Source organism: Neobacillus paridis (genome assembly GCF_016765675.1).
Taxonomy (GTDB): Bacteria; Bacillota; Bacilli; order Bacillales; family Cytobacillaceae; genus Neobacillus; species Neobacillus paridis.
In genome coordinates, this window is record NZ_JAESWB010000014.1 from 1 (window position 1) to 17361 (window position 17361).

Here is a 17361-nt window from a genome sequence, read left to right on the forward strand (position 1 = left end):
ATTGAAAACCATTTGACATCCCTTACCGGATATGAAGTAAAAAATCCATGGAAGTTTCGCTAAAAAAATAAGAGGGCTAGGTTGAAAGCACTTGCCAGTGAATTTACACATAAACAAGGACTTGACTATTTCAAGGCTGGTTTGTCCTTTAAAAGCTTGATTAAAGACAATTTCCTCTGTTTCACAGGTTCGTTTATCCTTGACCTAATGAAAAACAATTTTCTTTTGAACGCTACTGATTTTTCTTTTAATGAGAATCTACTTATATAAAAATCCAAATAAATCCAAAGTGTCCGCCCCACGTGGACAAATTAGTGATTTTGTCCACGTGCGGTGCCTGACACCGAATTTAATTTGATTGCTTCAGAGATGCTTTCGTCGCTGATTTGCGATCCTCGTTCATCGGAGAGGTCGGAGATGGTGCGGGCGAGGCGGATGATTTTGATTTGGGTGCGGTTGCTCCAGTCTTTTTGATAAAGCAGCTGTTGTATCATGCTTTGCTGCTCGGGAGTCAAGGGACTTGCTTTTATCAATTCATCATAGGGCACCCTGCCGTTGGTAATTTCCCTGCCAAATCGCTTGTATTGCCTTTGCCGTGCTGCCTCTACCCGCTTCCGCACCATCTTGGACGACTCTTCCAACCGTCGCCCATCTCCGCCGGCAATCCCCAGATCCACGGACTTTAATGAAAGTTGGATATCAAAGCGATCCCGTAAAGGCCCTGAAATCCTGTTTTGATAAGCAAGTACTTGCCTCGCTGAACAGATGCAATAATGCGAATTAGACCCAGCATAGCCGCAAGGGCAAGGGTTCATGGCTGCCAGCATGATAAACGAGGCAGGGTATGTAATCGTGGCGTGAGTTCGACTGATAGTAATGTCTCCATTTTCTAAGGGCTGGCGCAGCATATCTAATGTTTTTTTCGAGAACTCGCCTATTTCATCCAAAAATAATACGCCATGATGGGCAAGCGATATTTCACCAGGTTTTGGATATTGACCACCGCCAATAATCGACACACCCGAGGCAGAGTGATGCGGATTCCGAAAGGGCGGCACGGCCGTCGACAAATAGCTTATATGTGCTAATTGATACAGACTCATTACTTCAAGCTGGGCTTTTCGGGTTAAAGCAGGCAAAATGGTCGGCAAACTCCAGGCCAGCAAGCTTTTTCCACATCCTGGTGGCCCTGTCATCAATACGTGATGTCCGCCTGCTGCCGCTACTTCTAAGGCGAACTTGGCGTAGGAATGTCCAATAATTTGTTGAAAGTCGGGATAATCCCCCCTTTCATCCATTTGCTCCACCGCATTCGGTTTTAAAAAATGAGGTGGAATCCACTGTCCGGATAAGTGCCCGATAACATCCTGCAATGAGTGAGCAAAAATAAGTTCTACCCCTACAACATCAAGCGGTGGCAATTTTTCATCGAATGGCAGATAAAGCCTTTTGAGACCTACCTTTTTCGCCGCAAGTACTGCTGCCAGCATCCCTTCAACCGGCTGAAGCGATCCGTCCAGCGATAATGCCCCGATAAAGCCAGTATCTTCCGCGACTGCTCCTTCCAGCTCATGAAGGCTGATTAAAAGCGCAATCGCCATCGACAGGTCAAACAATGAACCCATTTTCTTTTGATCAGGCGGAGAAAGGTTTATGATAATTCTTTGTCCGGAAATGACATAGCCCAAGGAACCGAGAGCAGCCCTTATCCTCTCCTTCGCTTCTTTTACTGCCGCATCGGGCAGCCCGACAATTTTAAACGAATCCGCTCCTACACAAGTGCTTACCTCTACACGAAGGCGATAGCCTTCCATTCCTTTTAAGCCAATGCTACTTACCTGCGCCCACATATTGGTTCCTCCAAACTTGCCAGATAAAGCTTATTATTTTTCCAAATCAGCCTGTCCGTCGGCAAGGCTTTCATATATTGTTGATAATGCAGGGAAGGCGGATCGGGAAAGGAGGAGAGAAGCCGATTGGGGTCAATAAGCGGGATCGTTTCGGCAAAAACATAGGCTCGATAACTGCTCCAAGGATAATCTTCTGGCGCTGAAACGATTCCTGCTGCTACTGGATTGAGGTGGATATATTTGCTGACATCAATCTCGTATTCTAGAGAATTGAGCAGTTCCGCACCATAACGCTTGTCGAATACATGACCGGAATAATCATATTTTTTATTAAAATACTTGGCATATTTTGTGTTGAGATGCTTCATGATGGGGCTGAGCGGGGTATCGATTGTTTCAAGCTGCAGGTGAATGTGGTTAGTCATTAAGCAATAACTGTAGAGAATAAAAGGGTGTTTCATCATCGTTTCTTCCAGCAGTGAAAGATACATTTTATAATCTTGATCCGCTAAAAACAATGAACTCCTCCTAATTCCTCTGGATGTCACATGAAACTTCGCACCTTCAAACCAAATTCGAAGATTACGAACCAAGGTCAACAACTCCTTTATTAAAAAATATTGGATGAATCATCAAGGTATGGTGAATTTATTTTGCCCGTGCTAAAGTCGCGGAATTGCAGAGTGACACAAATTAACAGGCAGCTGGAAAGGATTACCGACAGTAAGTTTGCGGAGTGATACCAATTGGCATAAAAAAACAGGCAGATGTGAAAGCGAGTTGGCACATTGGATTTTTCAAGTTTTGTCTGGGGGCCTAACCATTCTACTTTATATCATTATACAAGGAAAACTTTCGAAAATGGTAAGTTCAACAAACTTTCACAAAGCCTTCGCCTTCTGATCAAAATTCAGTCAATCAAGAAACGAAAAAACGACCAAGCCAAAACACCTATATGAAGTATAAAAAGGCTCTGGCGCTAATATTTATTAGTATAGCTTTCAAAGAAGGGGGGATGTCTCTGAAAAGTGTTAGACTGATTCAACGGATTATCGGTGTTCTTCTGCTAGCGGGTGGAGTTTATCTTATTTTTGTAACACAAGAGTTCTTTGGCACTATATTAATTATCCTGGCATTATTGATAATTCCAAGTGTTAGCAAAAGGGAAAGCTCCGAATATAGCACCAATGATTCTCATGACGGTTACAATGAGCAAGCCTATGATAACGAAGACTCTGATGGAGGCGGAATTTCGGATGGAAGCAGTAATTCCTACGGAGGCGACAGTGACTGAATTTAAATGTTATCACGTTAAACAATTTGTAAACACAATTATTTTTTCACAAAAAGTCAACAGCCCTTGTTTGGTTAAATAACCGACAGAACAAGGGCTTTTTTAAATGATTCACTTTGCTTTTTGAAAAAAATATAAGAACCATACTGCGTGATTTTGTTCATCAATTGCTGCCCTGTGGAAAGCCCCTTTTATGAATTGATCGGTCGCTGCATCCGCAATTTCCATATAAAAATCTACGGTTTTTTGCTCATCTTGGAGTGCAAATTCCAAACCGTTACGATAATGACCTGGACATTGCTCGACAATTTTTGGCTGTGGCTGCCTACCAGTCAATTGGCGGTAAATCCGGACAAACTCCTGATAATGTTTAATCTCGTCCTGCCGGATCTCGAGAATACGCTCTCGTTCTTTTTGATTAGGAGCTAAATTTGCCAGCTTTGCATAGCAATCAATTGCACTATACTCACCATTGATCGCTTTTTCAATATCACCGACAAATTTGTTGGTTTGCCTGTATATAGCATCGTAGTAATTGGTGAAGGGATACATTAGGCGACACCTCCTATTTTTCTGATTCGTAGTATTATACGCCGAATCAGCCTACTTGTGCTAAAAAATCCGGTAGTGATTTCTCCCCCATTTTCACTGCCTATTATTATTCATAGTTTCATTACATATAAAAATTCCTGTAAGACGGCCTCCAAATATAGTGATATTTCCCGGGAAACTTACAGCCTTCGGCAAAACAGCTTTCAAAAAACGCAAAATCAACTTGATTAGGTTGTAAACTTGAAACAACTAATCTGAACCATTGCTGGAAACAAACCAAAAAATGCTGCAAGAACCTAATGTCCTGCAGCATTTTTTTAAAGCTATAAGAATTATGGTAAAAAATGTGTCCACCGTACGCGAACAAATGTCCACGAATGGTGTCAGGCACCAAAAGAGCTACAAAAATGCACCAAAAAAAGCACTAAAAAGTGGGCGCTACAAAAGCAATTAAGCACTTCCTTGGATGGCTTTGGTTATCCACTTTTTCCCTTCCACAAGTCTTGTTACCATTAAAGCGGTGACAGTGTTTCCAGTGGAATTGAGGAGAGTCGCTGGCGCGTCGATGATCGTGCTGATGACTGCGATAATCGGCAGGGTTTCCGGCGGGAAGCCGTATACACTGATAATTAGCATCTCGCCTATCATGCCTCCGCCTGGAATCGCCCCCATGACGGCCCCAACCAAAAAGGCAACCCCAAGGATACTTAAAATACTCGAAATGCTGGTCATATCTTTGCCAAACAGGGCAAATAAGAACACAATTTTTAGTACACCGCCGAAGACAGAGCCGTCCTTATGAGTGTTGGCACCAAGCGGAATAATCGTCTCGGCGATATCCTGGGAAACCCCCATTTTTCGAACGGCCGCTAGGTTAACCGGAATACAAGCTGCACTTGAACAAGTTGCGATCGCCGTGACGGATGGGGTAATAGCATTTTTCCAAAAAATCTTCACTCCGTCCCTGCCGCCAGCTAGAAAGGCGTATAGGGTAAAAAATCCAAAATAATAAATCACAGTTAAAATTAAATATAAGACAAACGAGCGGGCATAGCCCTCCAAAATTTGCGGTCCCAGCTCGCCAATTACAGCAGCAAAGTAACAGCCGAGGCCAATTGGCGCATAGTACATCACCATGCCGACCATCTTCATGATGACGGTTGTCGCTGATGATAAAAAGTTAGCGACTGGTTTTCCCTTCTCACCAACAAGCGCTGTTGAAACGCCAAATAGCAGCGCAAACACAATAAGTTGCAGCATATTGCTTCGTGATAACAACAGATTAAAATCAGACACTGTAAAAGTGTTGACCAATTGACTGAGAACAGGCACATGTTCCTGTTTTGCATCTACAGCTGCATCCGTCATGATCTTCTTGATCGCTCCGATATCAGCAGATTGAATCGGGTGAATGATGGAAGCGCCGATTAACCCAAGCACTGCTGCTACCAACGCGGTCGCCAGGAACACAAGCAAAATACTGCCCATGATTTTTCCCAGCCGCTTCATCTCATGCATATTGGCAATCGCTGATGCAATGCTGAAAAACACCAAAGGGACAATGATCATAAACATCAAATTAAGAAATAAGTCCCCAAACGGCTTGACCACGGCAGTTTTGGTTCCAAAAATCAGACCAGCTGCTCCGCCAATAACAATTGCCCCGAGCAAAATAATCGTGAAACGGTAATTTTTAAAAAATGATTTCATTGATACCACCGGCTTTCAACATCTAATGTTTGATTATTACCATTCACATCATACTCGAGATTAACCACAAGGTAAATCCTCTAGAAAAAGCTTTCGAAAAATTGTTAAAATAACATAGGCAGCCAATTTTACTTAAACAGCCTTATAGCCTTTGCCCATCATCTCGTGAACGCTATGGACAGTGACATACGCATGCTCGTCTATCTCGCGGATAATATGTTTCAATTGAACGATTTCCTGTTTATTTATAACAATATACAGTACTTTTTTGTCTTGACCGGTGTAACCTCCACGACCGTCTAAAACAGTGAGTCCACGTGACATTTTTTCCGTGATATTGGTCAGCACCTGCTCAGGCTCATTAGAAATGATTAACACCGCAACTCGTTCATCCAGTCCCTCAACAATGAAATCAATTGCTTTCGCACCAATATAAACTACCAACAGGGTGTACATCGCTTTTTCCAAGCCGATGATCAACACAGAAGCTGCTACCACAGTAACATCAAGAATTAACATTGCTTTGGCGATACTCCAGCCAAAATATTGGTTCGCCAGCTGGGCTAAAATTGTTGTTCCTCCCGACGTTCCCCCGGAGCGAAAAATCAGCCCCAGACCAATTCCTACTAATAAGCCGGCAAACACTGAGGCTAGCAGTGTATCTTCTGTTAACCGCCGGCCCGCGCCTTCTGTTAAAAACAAAAAGAGGGAGCAGGCAGCAAGAGAGATCAGCGTATAAACAAACGTTCTTTTGGCAAAAAATTTATAACCAAGTCCAATCAGCGCAGCATTTAAAGTGAAATTCACCACCCCTGGTGACCAATGAAATAAATAGTGGGTAATAATTGTAATCCCTAAAACGCCACCCTCCGAAAGCCTGTTGGGAATGGTAAAAAAATTCACCCCAAGCGCAAACACCAGCGCCCCAATAAAAATTAACAACATATCCTTCAACAATCGCTTCATCATAAGCCGTCCTATACAAAATATTTTTTCCCTAATATCATACAACAACTGTGGGTGTCAGGCACCACAAAAAGACACTTTCCTCATTTTGTACACCTGGAGAAGACACTTTTCCATTTATTGTGTCCATCCCAGGTGGAATTGTGTCCACAGACGGTGTCAGGCACCTTTCAAAAGGAACCCATCGAAGGCTCCTCATCATGGACTATTGGTTAAGGTCTATTGAATATTTGGCGAAGCCGTTGTTTGATGGTCCGAGGTATTGGATATCTTTGTATAGGTTGACATAGTTTTGCGCTTTTGGTGATGAGTAGAATGTCGTTATTGTTCTGCCTTTGATTTTCGCGATCGACCAGTTTTGGTCGGCAGAAGGATTGAGCGTGTTGTTCCTCTGGATATAGCTGGCAATAATCTGTCGGCTTTCGACTGGTGTTTTTACAATGATCTCTCCCTGCTTAACTCCAGGAAAAATGGTGCTTGAAGCGCGGTAGTTGTTAGTCGCCACAATAAACCGCTGCTCTCTCGTTACCGCCCTACCCTGATAGGTAAGATTGACAATTCGTGTGTTATTCACATTCAGGACATTGCCATTAACGTCGTATTTTGCCGGCTTCGTCACATCAATTTGGTATTCTACCCCATCCATAACATCAAAATTATAAGAACGGAAATCAGGATTGATTAATTGCTGCTCCTCTGTTTTCCCAGGATCAATTTGATTGAACTGGCCCGCACTCATCTCCAGCCAATCTTTCAGTTGGGCGCCATTCACCAAAACCGCATAAAGCAAATTTGGATAGACATATAGATCGGCAACATTTTTAATTGCCAAGCTGCCTTTCGGGATATCCGTATAATAATCGGCTCCCCCGCGGCCGCCTGCTTTGAACGGTGCTGCCGCAGACAACACAGGAATACTGGCATATTGGCTGAAAGCTGGGTCCCTCAATTTTTCCTGCAAATAATCGGTCTGGGCATTGTTCAAAATTTGCACCGAAGGGTCGTCTTTAACAAGTGCAAAATAGCTGAAGATTGGTGCGGTTGTTTCGCCGACAGCCCGATTGACATAATTAATCGTAGCTTTATGCTCTGGTAAAATTGCCTTCATTAATTTCTGATCAGTCGCTACTAGAGAGTATCCTTTTTCATCAGTAATCGGCCTTAATGAACCGCTCCCGTCAACGACCTGCCACTTTCCGTGTTTCTTCTGTAATTGCAAGTCGACCACTCCCAGATGACTGCCAAACGCCCCGGGCATTACCACTGGTTTACCGTTGATTGTGCCTTTCTCCAAATCCGTGTGAGGCAGATCCTTATATTTTGGTCCTGGAAAGGTATTGTGCTGATGGCCTGCTAAAATAGCATCAATATCCTTAATTGTTGATAAATAATACGCTGCGTTTTCCATTCCTGGCTGGTAGGTTTTGGCGCTAATCCCCGTATGGGCCAAAGCAACGATGACATCGGCCCCGTTCTTTTTCATGATTGGAACCCATTCCTGCGCCGCTTCGACAATCGATTTTGTGATTACTTTCCCTTCCAGGTTCGCTCGATCCCATTCACTTATTTGCGGCGGTGTAAAACCAATTACCCCCACCTTAAGGGTATGCTGTTCTCCCTGTTCATCCACGACTTTCTTTTTCAGCAGGATATATGGTGGAAAGTAAGGTTTATTTTTTCCATGATGAACATTGGCGTCTAGGATATTAGCATTCACGACAGGCATTTGCGCCCCTTTAAGTGCCTCAGTTAAAAAATCAAGGCCGTAATTAAACTCATGGTTACCTAGAGTAATGGCATCATAGCCAAGCAGATTAAATGCGCGGTAAACCGGATGAACGTAGCCCTTTGTTAGTCCTTTGTTTTCGGCTACATAGTCACCGAGAGGATTGCCTTGAATGTGGTCGCCATTGTCAAACAGCATAGAGTTTTTCACTTCTTTTCTGGCTTGCTTGATGAGAGTCGCTGTTTTAACCAAACCAACCTTGTTATCCTCTTTTGTCTGGTAATAGTCATAATTCGCCAAGTATACGTGGAGATCCGACGTCTCCAGCAAGCGCAGCTGCACCGTACTATCACCACCATTAATTTTATTATCATTGCCGCTACCGAAACCAACACGTCCGGCAGAACCTTTCTCAGCCGCTAATACCTCAGTTGGACCCAACTGCATCGCTATGAAAAAAAGCAAAACCACCACCACCAAAAGCTGCTTCTCCAATGTTAAAAATCCTCCCTTTATAAAAAAAGATACAAACAAAGTCTATTATTTGTAATAAACAGAAGAATATAACTTGGTGTCATAACTTGGTGTCAGGCACCATCCATGGACACAAATCCACCTGGGGCGGACACAAAAAATGGAAAATTGTTCTCCCCAGGTGGACAAAATGCGGCAAATGTCTTTTTGTGGTGTCAGGCACCATGTGAAAAATTCACATGGTGCCTGAATACCTTGGATTATTGCGCGTATTAAGGGGAGGTTTGGGCTGGCAGGGGGGTTCTTACTCTAGCCAGCGGAGATATTAATGGAAATTATTACTGATTTGAAAATATTTTGTCACGAAACTAGTAAACTACTGAAATAATCCTGTAATACTAGTATGTTATCGTTTTAAACATAGAAAGGGGTTTGAATATGAAGAAATTCCTCCTAACATTTGGTTTAGCAGGTCTTGTTTTATTGGGAAGCAATCACGCAGCTTCAGCCGCTACCAATACATATACCGTAAAAAGCGGGGACTCACTTTACCGAATAGCCAAAATCTATAAAACTTCGGTAAACAATTTAAAAAAATGGAATCACCTTAAATCAAATATAATTCATCCTAAGCAGAAATTGGCCGTCTACAGTTCGACTAAATCTGCATCTAAGAAAGTACAAAAAGCTTCAACAAGTAAGTCGAAGAAATCAAAGGTTATCAGATCAATGACGGTTACGGCAACTGCCTACACAGCCAGTTGCAAACGCTGTTCAGGAATTACAGCTACCGGTTTAAATCTCAGAAAAAACCCGAAGCTGAAAGTAATATCTGTCGACCCGCGCTTAATTAAATTAGGAACAAAGGTATATGTGGAAGGCTATGGTTATGCCGTTGCAGCTGATACTGGCGGTGCCATGCGTGGCAAAAAAATTGATGTCTTCATTCCATCCAAGAAGAAAGCACTTCAATGGGGAAGAAAAACGGTAAAAGTAAAGATTTTAAAATAAAATTATTAGACACAAAAGCCCCAGGTGATAGGGAAATCACCTGGGGCTTTTCTATAGGTGCGAAGTACTTAATATATTTTCCATGCACCTTTCTATTTTTAGTATGTTTGGTTTTGGTGCCATTTCCAGGCATCGGCGATAATTTGTTCCAAGTTTCTTTCCGCTTTCCAGCCTAATTCGTCGTCGATTTTTTGGGAAGACGCCACGAGTCTTGCGGGGTCGCCCGGGCGACGGTCCGCCATTTCGATATTGGCCTTTAGGCCCGTCACGCGCTCACACGTCTCAATCACTTCTTTGACCGAATAACCGAGTCCATTGCCCAAATTATAAATCTCCGCTGATTTTTCCCCAGACAATAACGCCTCAAGGGCGAGAATATGAGCAGAAGCCAAATCGGTGACATGAATATAATCACGGATACATGTACCATCCTCTGTTTCATAATCCGAGCCAAACACCGAAACCTTGTCCCGTTGTCCTAAGAGATGCTGCAGCACAATTGGAATCAAATGCGTTTCCGGATCATGACTTTCGCCAATTACTGCTGACTTATGAGCACCTGCCGCATTAAAGTAGCGCAGGACCACATACTTCAATCCATAGGCTTTTGAAAAATCAGCAAGCACCTGCTCAACCATTAATTTCGAACGACCATACGGATTAATTGGTGCAGTAGGAGTTGTTTCATCGATCATATCAACATTTGGAATACCGTAAGTTGCTGCTGTCGATGAAAAAATAAAGTTTTTCACCTTGAATCTCATCATTACTTTTAACAGCATGATCGTGGATGCTACGTTATTTTCGTAATATTTTAAAGGGTCGACTACCGATTCCCCAACTAGGCTGTTTGCTGCGAAATGCATGACGGCTTTTATTGGATAGCTTCTGAACACCATTAATAAATCATCTACATTACCAAGGTCACCTTTTACAAAAATCGCCCGATTATCGACTGCTTCACGATGACCGGTTGACAAGTTGTCCAACACAACAACCTCTTCTTTTTCGACTAATTCCTTCACAAGATGGCTGCCAATGTAGCCAGCTCCGCCGACAACGAGAATCATAGTACATTGCTCCTTAAAAATAAGATTCTTCTTACGTTAAGTATTATAACATTTTTAAAACATATCCGCTTGTTATACGTTATGGAAGTTTAGAAACTGCTGAAAACCCTCCACGTCCTTAATCCTTTTATTTCAATATATAGATTATGGAGGTACTCAGATCGGCGGAACGGTCTATTCTGGAACGATTTTCCGCGTGTACCATACCATATTATGTAACATCTATTTAATTTGAATGGAGGAGATAAAATGAAGCTTTATTTAGACCCAGGACATGGCGGACAAGATCCTGGTGCCCAGGGGAATGGGTTGAATGAGAAGGACATTACCTTGGATATTGCGCTCAAACTGCGCAAAATCCTCCTCAATGACTATGAAAATGTCGACGTGAAAATGAGCCGTACAAGTGATACTACCGTTAGTTTAAGTCAGCGGACCACAGAGGCCAACAAATGGGGAGCAGACTTTTATTTAGCGATTCATATCAATTCCGACAGCAAGACTGCTCAAGGCTACGAAGACTATATATATCGCGATTTAGCAAGCACTTCTACAACAGCAAAATATCAAAATATTATTCACACCGAAGTATTAAAAATGAACAAGTTACAGGACCGCGGCGAGAAAAAGGCCAATTTTCACGTGCTTCGGGAGTCAGCCATGCCGGCTTTGTTAACCGAGAACGGTTTTATCGATAATGCCCACGATGCCGCGTTAATGAAACAGGGCTCTTGGCGCCAGGATGTCGCCCAAGGTCACGCAAACGGTCTGGCGAAGGCTTTTAAACTTAAAAAGAAAGCGCCTGCCACCAAGCCGAAAGAACCAACCAAAGCAGCGGACAGCAATGCGGCAACAGTCTATAAAGTCATGGTCGGCTCGTTTAAAGCAAAGGAAAATGCCCAAGAAAGAGTCGCAGCCCTAAGCAAGATCGGCATGAAATCATCGATCGTGACTGCCAAAATATCAGGTGCCACCTGGTATCGGGTCCAAGCTGGGTCTTTTACAAGCCGCCCAAAAGCGGAGGCACTGTTAAACAAGCTGGAAAAGGTAGGATATAATGACTCCTTTATTGTAATCGAAAAAGAAAGCACCTCAGACAATAAAAGTGGAAAATCCGCCAGCGGAACCAGTGCAAATTCCGGCAAGAGCATCGCAAATTCCGAAGGGAGCAACACCAATTCTGGCGGGAGCAGCACTAATTCTGGCGAGAACAGCAACAATGCTGGCGGGAGCAACACTAATTCCGGCGAGAACAGCAACAATGCTGGCGGGAGCAGCACCAATTCCAGCGAGAACAGCATCAATTCCGGCGAAAAAACAGGAGAAGATGGTGGAAACACTAGCGCAACCGAAAGTTCCAGTGAAAACTCAAGCAGCAATTCCTCCGCCGGCAGTACGACGGTCGACCCGGTGAACGGCAGCCCATCCGGCTTCACCATTTTAGGACCGATTTTCCTATCCCCTGAACAGATGAATCGGTTTGTCAAAAATATAAACCCCAAAGCACCCGAACTGGGAAGTTATTATCTAACCTTTGGAGATTACTATGGGATTAGAGGAGACGTGGCTTTTGCACAAGCCCTACTTGAAACAGACTATTTTCGGTTTACCGGGGATGTGACTCTTGAGCAAAATAACTTTTCGGGGTTAGGTGCTACAGGATCCAAAGCCCGAGGCGCAAGCTTTAAAACAGCGGAAGAAGGGGTACTCGCACATCTTCAGCATTTATATGCCTACGCTACCACAAAAAATCTGCCCAGCCGCTATCCACTCGTAGACCCCCGCTTTCATTTAGTTGAAAGAGGCTCTGCTCCAACATGGATCGCCTTAAACGGAAAATGGGCTGTTCCCGGTAGAAATTACGGGCAAACCATTTTAGATATATATGAAAGAATGCTTCACACCTCGATTCAACACCTTGAAACCACCCGGCAAAACCTCAACCCTTAACAATCGAGAGTTGCCAAGCCACTGCTGAAAAGACCTGTCGCACGGGTCTTTTTTCTTTCCTTCGGCATCAGGCACCATTCGGTTTTTTTTCAAAAAAGACAATCTCCGCTTGGATTAGGTAGGAATGAACAGACATTATTCAGGGAAAAATAAAATTCACTATTGAAATTCCATTTAAAAACGAATAATATATTAATTGTTTTTAAAAAATGTTCGTGTTTACGGAGGAACAGCATGTTTAAACTAAAAGAAAATCGAACAAACGTTAAAACTGAGTTAATCGCCGGAATTACTACCTTTTTTACCATGGTTTACATCGTAGTGGTGAACCCGGTTATTCTTTCGGATGCCGGTGTTCCATTTAATCAAGTTTTCACCGCTACGATCATTGCTTCTGTTATCGGAACCCTTTGGATGGCACTGTTTGCCAACTATCCAATTGCGATCGCTCCCGGGATGGGGCTCAATGCTTACTTTGCCTATTCAGTCGTCGGCGGTCCGCAGCACATTAACTACGAAACAGCTTTCGCTGCTGTATTTGTTGCCGGAATTATCTTTGTTATCTTATCTTTAACCCCACTGAGGGAAAAATTGATTGAGGCCATTCCCGAAAATCTGAAGTACGGAATTACCGCAGGAATTGGCCTATTTATTGCCTTTATCAGCTTACGCTTAACCAAAATTATTACTGCTGACCCTGATAATCTCGTTCGTCTCGGGAACTTGCACACACCGTCAGCAATATTAACGATCGTCGGCCTCGCCATTACCCTGATATTACTATTGTTACGGGTGAATGGAGCGTTATTTTTCGGAATGATCATTTCAGGTATCATTGCTTACTTTACAGGCCAGCTTTCATTTGACAAAGGTTTTATTGGGATTCCGTCTTTGCCGGAAGGCTTGATCATTGCCAATCCGCTTTCGGCCTTTGGCGATGTCATTCAGCACAGCCTCTACGCTGTTGTATTTTCGTTCATTTTGGTGACAATTTTTGATACGACCGGAACAATGGTTGGTGTTGCCAACCAAGCTGGCTTAATGAAAGGCGACAAACTGCCGCGAGCCCGCCATGCTTTACTTGCCGACTCATTAGGAACGGCGGTTGGGGCAATGTTTGGGACGAGCCCAACAACGGCCTTTATTGAATCGACATCAGGTGTTGCCGCTGGCGGCCGGACCGGGCTGACATCGCTTACCATTGGTGTTCTGTTTATTCTCGCTGCTTTCTTCGGGCCGCTTGTCAGTGCGGTTTCCGGACTTTCGGCGATCACCGCACCTGCTTTAATCATTGTCGGAAGTTTGATGATGGGCAGTATTGCCAAAATTCGCTGGGACGAGCTTGACGAGGCCTTTCCGGCTTTTCTGACCATTTTAAGCATGCCCTTGACATCCAGTATCTCAACAGGTATTGCCCTTGGATTTATCAGCTATCCACTTTTAAAAATAGTTAGAAGAAAGTGGCGCGATGTTCATCCCTTAGTGTATGTGTTCGCTGTCCTCTTTTTTATTCAGCTGGCATTTTTGCAAAAATAATAATGAAGGTTTTTTCTAAAGATTGTGCTATTTTTGAATCGCTAATAAAACCCTTCAATCAGCTAATATATAACACGAATTCGCTAATAAAACCTATAAATTCGCTAATATATCTGTAAAAATCGCTAATAAAGTATGTTTTTTAAAGAAACCGGCATGGTCTGCCGGTTTTTTCATGCTGCCATAAAATTTCCCTGTTAAATTTTGCAAAATGGGCAAAGCTAACATTGGGAGGTGATCAAGTTGTTTTTAGATCCAAATTATCGTGGCAATCAATGGGATGAAGAATGGAACAGTGAAGAAGTTCAAAATGAACTGTTTTCATCCGGGATCACCCGTGAGGAATGGGAGCAAAGCCGGATTATGGACTTTGATGACGAATACGATGATGATTGGTAATATGAAAACAGCTATAAGCCTCTTTATTTAGGAAGCAGTTCAGAAAAGAAGAAAAATATTATTAAAAATGGTGCCTGACATCCTTGCCAGACACCATTTTTTACTAAGATTGTTAGGTGGTTATGTTGAAAAAATTGGTGTTTATTCGTCACGGTCAAAGTCTATATAATCTAGAAAATCGCTTTACCGGCTGGAGAGATATCGACTTAACTGATGAAGGCTATAATGGGGCCAGGGGAGCGGGAGCGATTTTAAAAAAGCATGGTTTCACCTTCGATGTCGCCCATACGTCTGTTTTAAAACGGGCGATTCGCACATTGTGGATTTTGCTTCATGAAATGGATTTGGTCTGGATTCCGGTTCATAAAAGCTGGCGGTTAAATGAGCGCCATTACGGGGCCTTGCAAGGTATGGATAAAGACGAGGTAATGGAACGTTTTGGAAAGGAACAGGTAAATGAATGGCGGCGCTCGGCTGCTGTCCGCCCTCCTGCGATTTCTCCGGAGGGCCATCAGGCTGATCAAATGGATCCAAAATATAGGGTGGTCAGGAGCGAAATGATTCCCTTAACAGAAAGCCTGATCGATACTGAAAAGCGGACGCTTGTTTACTGGAATGAGCAAATAGTTCCCGATTTGCAGCAGAATAAACGGGTGATTATTTCGGCACATGGCAATACATTACGGGCACTAGTAAAGTATCTTGACAATATCTCAGACCAAGACATCGTCAGCCTTAATATTCCAAACAATACTCCGCTTGTCTACGAACTAGACGAGTCCTTAAAACCCGTGCGCCACTACTACCTTAGACATGATGGTGAAGTCCCCGAAGGAGTAATACCTAGACATTTCGATATGGACGACCCTGAAAATTTTGAGTGGATTGGTTAAGAACCTTTTCACTCGCCAATTCTCTGTCCCTGTACTGTTACTGAAACTCAATCTAAGGATGTCCCAAAAGGTAAATTTCTGTGACCCGGGTACTTAGACTGTTTCTACATGACCGAAACTTAGAAAATTTCCTCCGTTGGCGTACCTAGACTGCTTCTATGTGACCGAAACTTAGAAATTATCCTTTGTTGGGGCTCCTAGACTGCTTCTATGTGACCGAAACTTAGAAATCATCCTCTGTTGGCCTACTTAGACTGCTTCTACAAAATGCTTCATCTCTAGAATTATTTCCAGTTTTCTGTTAAAGTTGAACTATCCAGAACAAAGACAGGGGGAAAGAATTTGAAGAAATTATTACTGCTATCTGCTATTGTTTTGGTTGTTTTAGTTGGAGGAATATTTGGTTTTTATAAATTATTGGACAAAACGAGCCCTAGTGCGCCGAAAAAGCCAGTTACTCAGACAGAGAAAAAAGCTGAAACAGTCTCTGTTACTGTAGATGAAGAAGAATTAGACAAGCAGCAGACAGAGAAAATTGGCGGCGTCCAATATAAGATTGACCTGGATAAAAACAGCTCGCAAAATGAAGTGATCGATATCATGCATAAAATGACCCATCAAAAAGTAAAAGCCGAGGAAAAATGGGGTGCTGTTCCAATGATTCCTGATACGATTAATCAAGTTTACGAGATTGTCAGAAATAGTGATTTTGACATAAAGGACGATTTACTAGCGATCCTTGAAAAATGGAAAAATGGCCAATTCAGCGAGGTAGTTGAAGACCATAACTACTTCTGGAGGTATCAAGACGGGACCATTGGTAAAGCGTACGGCAAACTGGATAGTGTCGAAGAGAAGGAATTTATCGCCAATAACTTTGGTGAGGATTTTGCCAAGCGGTCAGCTCCGGGGAATAAGGACTAATGGTGCTGCTAACTAAATGTATGATCACCACTAAAGTTAATCAGAGACGTCCTTAAAAATAGACACCATCATCTGAGGATGGTGTCTATACCATTCGCTTTGCCTCCATATACAAGGCCTGGATAAATTTTTTGATATTAATCCGTGAATGGGCCGGGTCGGGTTCCACTTTTCCTTCCAATTCCAGCATTTTCATCCGTACCTGCGTGTAATCAAAGAAACTGTTTGCATAATTTTCAAATATCGGGTTACTAGAGTCTGTTAACCCCATGGAAGCAATATGATTAAAGGCCTGATGAACCGCTCTTCTGATTCGCTGTTCCCCAGCCTTGATTTCCTTTTGCACTTCTTCCGCTGAAATATCCGGCCCCAGCCGCTTCTCAATGACCCGCTTATAAATTTCCTTTAAAGGCGGTGTTTCGCGAATCCCATGCTCCTCCAGTTTTGATAAAATCATTAATACGTCGAGTAAGTCTTTCATTCCGCTTTCGCCAATTACCCCGAGCTCCAGCAAAATATTTTTCCCGGCCATAATAATCGGATAATGATTAATTCGTAATTTTTTCCTGGGATCCGGCTTTTGGGCATGCGTATTTAAAAAGCTTAATGATTGTTGAATATCATGCAACGATTTTTCCAGCAGCAGGTGTTCAGAGACTCTTTTGATGATATTCACGACTTCCAATCGATTAATGGGCTTGGTAATATAGTGTTCTACCCCAAGCTCATAGGCCTCTCCAACCATATCCTTCGTTTCAACCTGAGAGATCATGATGATTTTGCCACGAAAACGAGGAGCAATTTCCCGGACTGTTTCAATACCGTCACGATTCGGCATCAGCAAATCGATCAACAGAATATCAATTTCTTGCTGAGCCAATTCGTCAGCATATACCTCTGAACCGTCTTCTGCTTCACCAGCAACAATCCCCAAACCCTCTTCTTCTATTATATTGCGCAGCATTGCCCTAACCGTTAGGCTATCATCGACAATAAAAAACTTCAT

General features: G+C 42.9%; 15 protein-coding genes. 7 read left to right on the forward strand and 8 right to left on the reverse strand.

All coding sequences use genetic code 11. The features are described 5' to 3' along the window. Window positions 1-311: 311 nt before the first annotated feature. Entirely contained in the window at window positions 312-1850 is a 1539-nt protein-coding gene (locus JK635_RS01445; protein ID WP_202651741.1) for a YifB family Mg chelatase-like AAA ATPase, read from the reverse strand. Continuing rightward, complete coding sequence (locus JK635_RS01450) at window positions 1835-2443, reverse strand: transposase (protein WP_202651743.1); 609 nt, start codon at window positions 2441-2443, stop codon at window positions 1835-1837. The genes JK635_RS01445 and JK635_RS01450 overlap by 16 nt, the downstream gene beginning before the upstream one ends. Before the next feature lie 422 nt (window positions 2444-2865). On the opposite strand from JK635_RS01450, the gene JK635_RS01455 reads away from it, so the two are divergent. Further along, on the forward strand, window positions 2866-3144 hold the full coding sequence (locus JK635_RS01455) for a hypothetical protein (RefSeq protein ID WP_202651745.1): 279 nt from the start codon (window positions 2866-2868) through the stop codon (window positions 3142-3144). A 111-nt stretch (window positions 3145-3255) separates the two neighbouring features. Here the strand turns inward: JK635_RS01455 and JK635_RS01460 are convergent, their stop codons facing one another. The 4 genes from JK635_RS01460 to JK635_RS01475 all read right to left on the reverse strand — a co-directional run bounded on the left by JK635_RS01460 (window position 3256) and on the right by JK635_RS01475 (window position 8593). Further along, window positions 3256-3696 carry a ferritin-like domain-containing protein gene (locus JK635_RS01460; RefSeq protein WP_202651747.1) on the reverse strand — a complete coding sequence of 147 codons (441 nt, stop codon included), beginning with the start codon at window positions 3694-3696 and terminating at the stop codon, window positions 3256-3258. Between the two features lie 450 nt (window positions 3697-4146). Beyond that, window positions 4147-5406 (reverse strand): dicarboxylate/amino acid:cation symporter, encoded by a 1260-nt coding sequence (locus JK635_RS01465; protein WP_202651749.1) that lies wholly within the window; start codon window positions 5404-5406, stop codon window positions 4147-4149. Between the two features lie 132 nt (window positions 5407-5538). Beyond that, a complete protein-coding gene (locus JK635_RS01470) occupies window positions 5539-6375 on the reverse strand; it encodes a YitT family protein (protein ID WP_202651751.1) in 837 nt (278 codons plus the stop codon). Between the two features lie 202 nt (window positions 6376-6577). Next, a complete protein-coding gene (locus JK635_RS01475; protein ID WP_235887828.1) occupies window positions 6578-8593 on the reverse strand; it encodes a bifunctional 2',3'-cyclic-nucleotide 2'-phosphodiesterase/3'-nucleotidase in 2016 nt (671 codons plus the stop codon). A gap of 417 nt (window positions 8594-9010) precedes the next feature. Here JK635_RS01475 and JK635_RS01480 point away from each other — a divergent pair, with 417 nt between their 5' ends. Further along, entirely contained in the window at window positions 9011-9583 is a 573-nt protein-coding gene (locus JK635_RS01480; RefSeq protein ID WP_202651753.1) for a 3D domain-containing protein, read from the forward strand. A gap of 98 nt (window positions 9584-9681) precedes the next feature. Here the strand turns inward: JK635_RS01480 and galE are convergent, their stop codons facing one another. After that, window positions 9682-10653 (reverse strand): UDP-glucose 4-epimerase GalE, encoded by a 972-nt coding sequence (gene galE, locus JK635_RS01485; RefSeq protein ID WP_202651755.1) that lies wholly within the window; start codon window positions 10651-10653, stop codon window positions 9682-9684. 249 nt (window positions 10654-10902) lie between these two features. Between galE and JK635_RS24585 the strand changes: the two genes are divergently transcribed. The 5 genes from JK635_RS24585 (at window position 10903) to JK635_RS01515 (ending at window position 16355) form a co-directional block, all read left to right on the forward strand. Then, complete coding sequence (locus JK635_RS24585; RefSeq protein ID WP_306792892.1) at window positions 10903-12603, forward strand: N-acetylmuramoyl-L-alanine amidase; 1701 nt, start codon at window positions 10903-10905, stop codon at window positions 12601-12603. A 234-nt stretch (window positions 12604-12837) separates the two neighbouring features. Beyond that, a complete protein-coding gene (locus tag JK635_RS01500) occupies window positions 12838-14139 on the forward strand; it encodes an NCS2 family permease (RefSeq protein WP_202651757.1) in 1302 nt (433 codons plus the stop codon). 243 nt (window positions 14140-14382) lie between these two features. Further along, a complete protein-coding gene (locus JK635_RS01505; RefSeq protein WP_202651759.1) occupies window positions 14383-14538 on the forward strand; it encodes a hypothetical protein in 156 nt (51 codons plus the stop codon). Between the two features lie 125 nt (window positions 14539-14663). Continuing rightward, a complete protein-coding gene (gpmA, locus tag JK635_RS01510; RefSeq protein WP_202651810.1) occupies window positions 14664-15431 on the forward strand; it encodes a 2,3-diphosphoglycerate-dependent phosphoglycerate mutase in 768 nt (255 codons plus the stop codon). 342 nt (window positions 15432-15773) lie between these two features. Beyond that, entirely contained in the window at window positions 15774-16355 is a 582-nt protein-coding gene (locus JK635_RS01515) for a DUF6241 domain-containing protein (protein ID WP_202651760.1), read from the forward strand. Between the two features lie 85 nt (window positions 16356-16440). On the opposite strand, the gene JK635_RS01520 is transcribed toward JK635_RS01515, so the two are convergent. Further along, window positions 16441-17361 carry a response regulator gene (locus JK635_RS01520; RefSeq protein WP_202651762.1) on the reverse strand — a complete coding sequence of 307 codons (921 nt, stop codon included), beginning with the start codon at window positions 17359-17361 and terminating at the stop codon, window positions 16441-16443.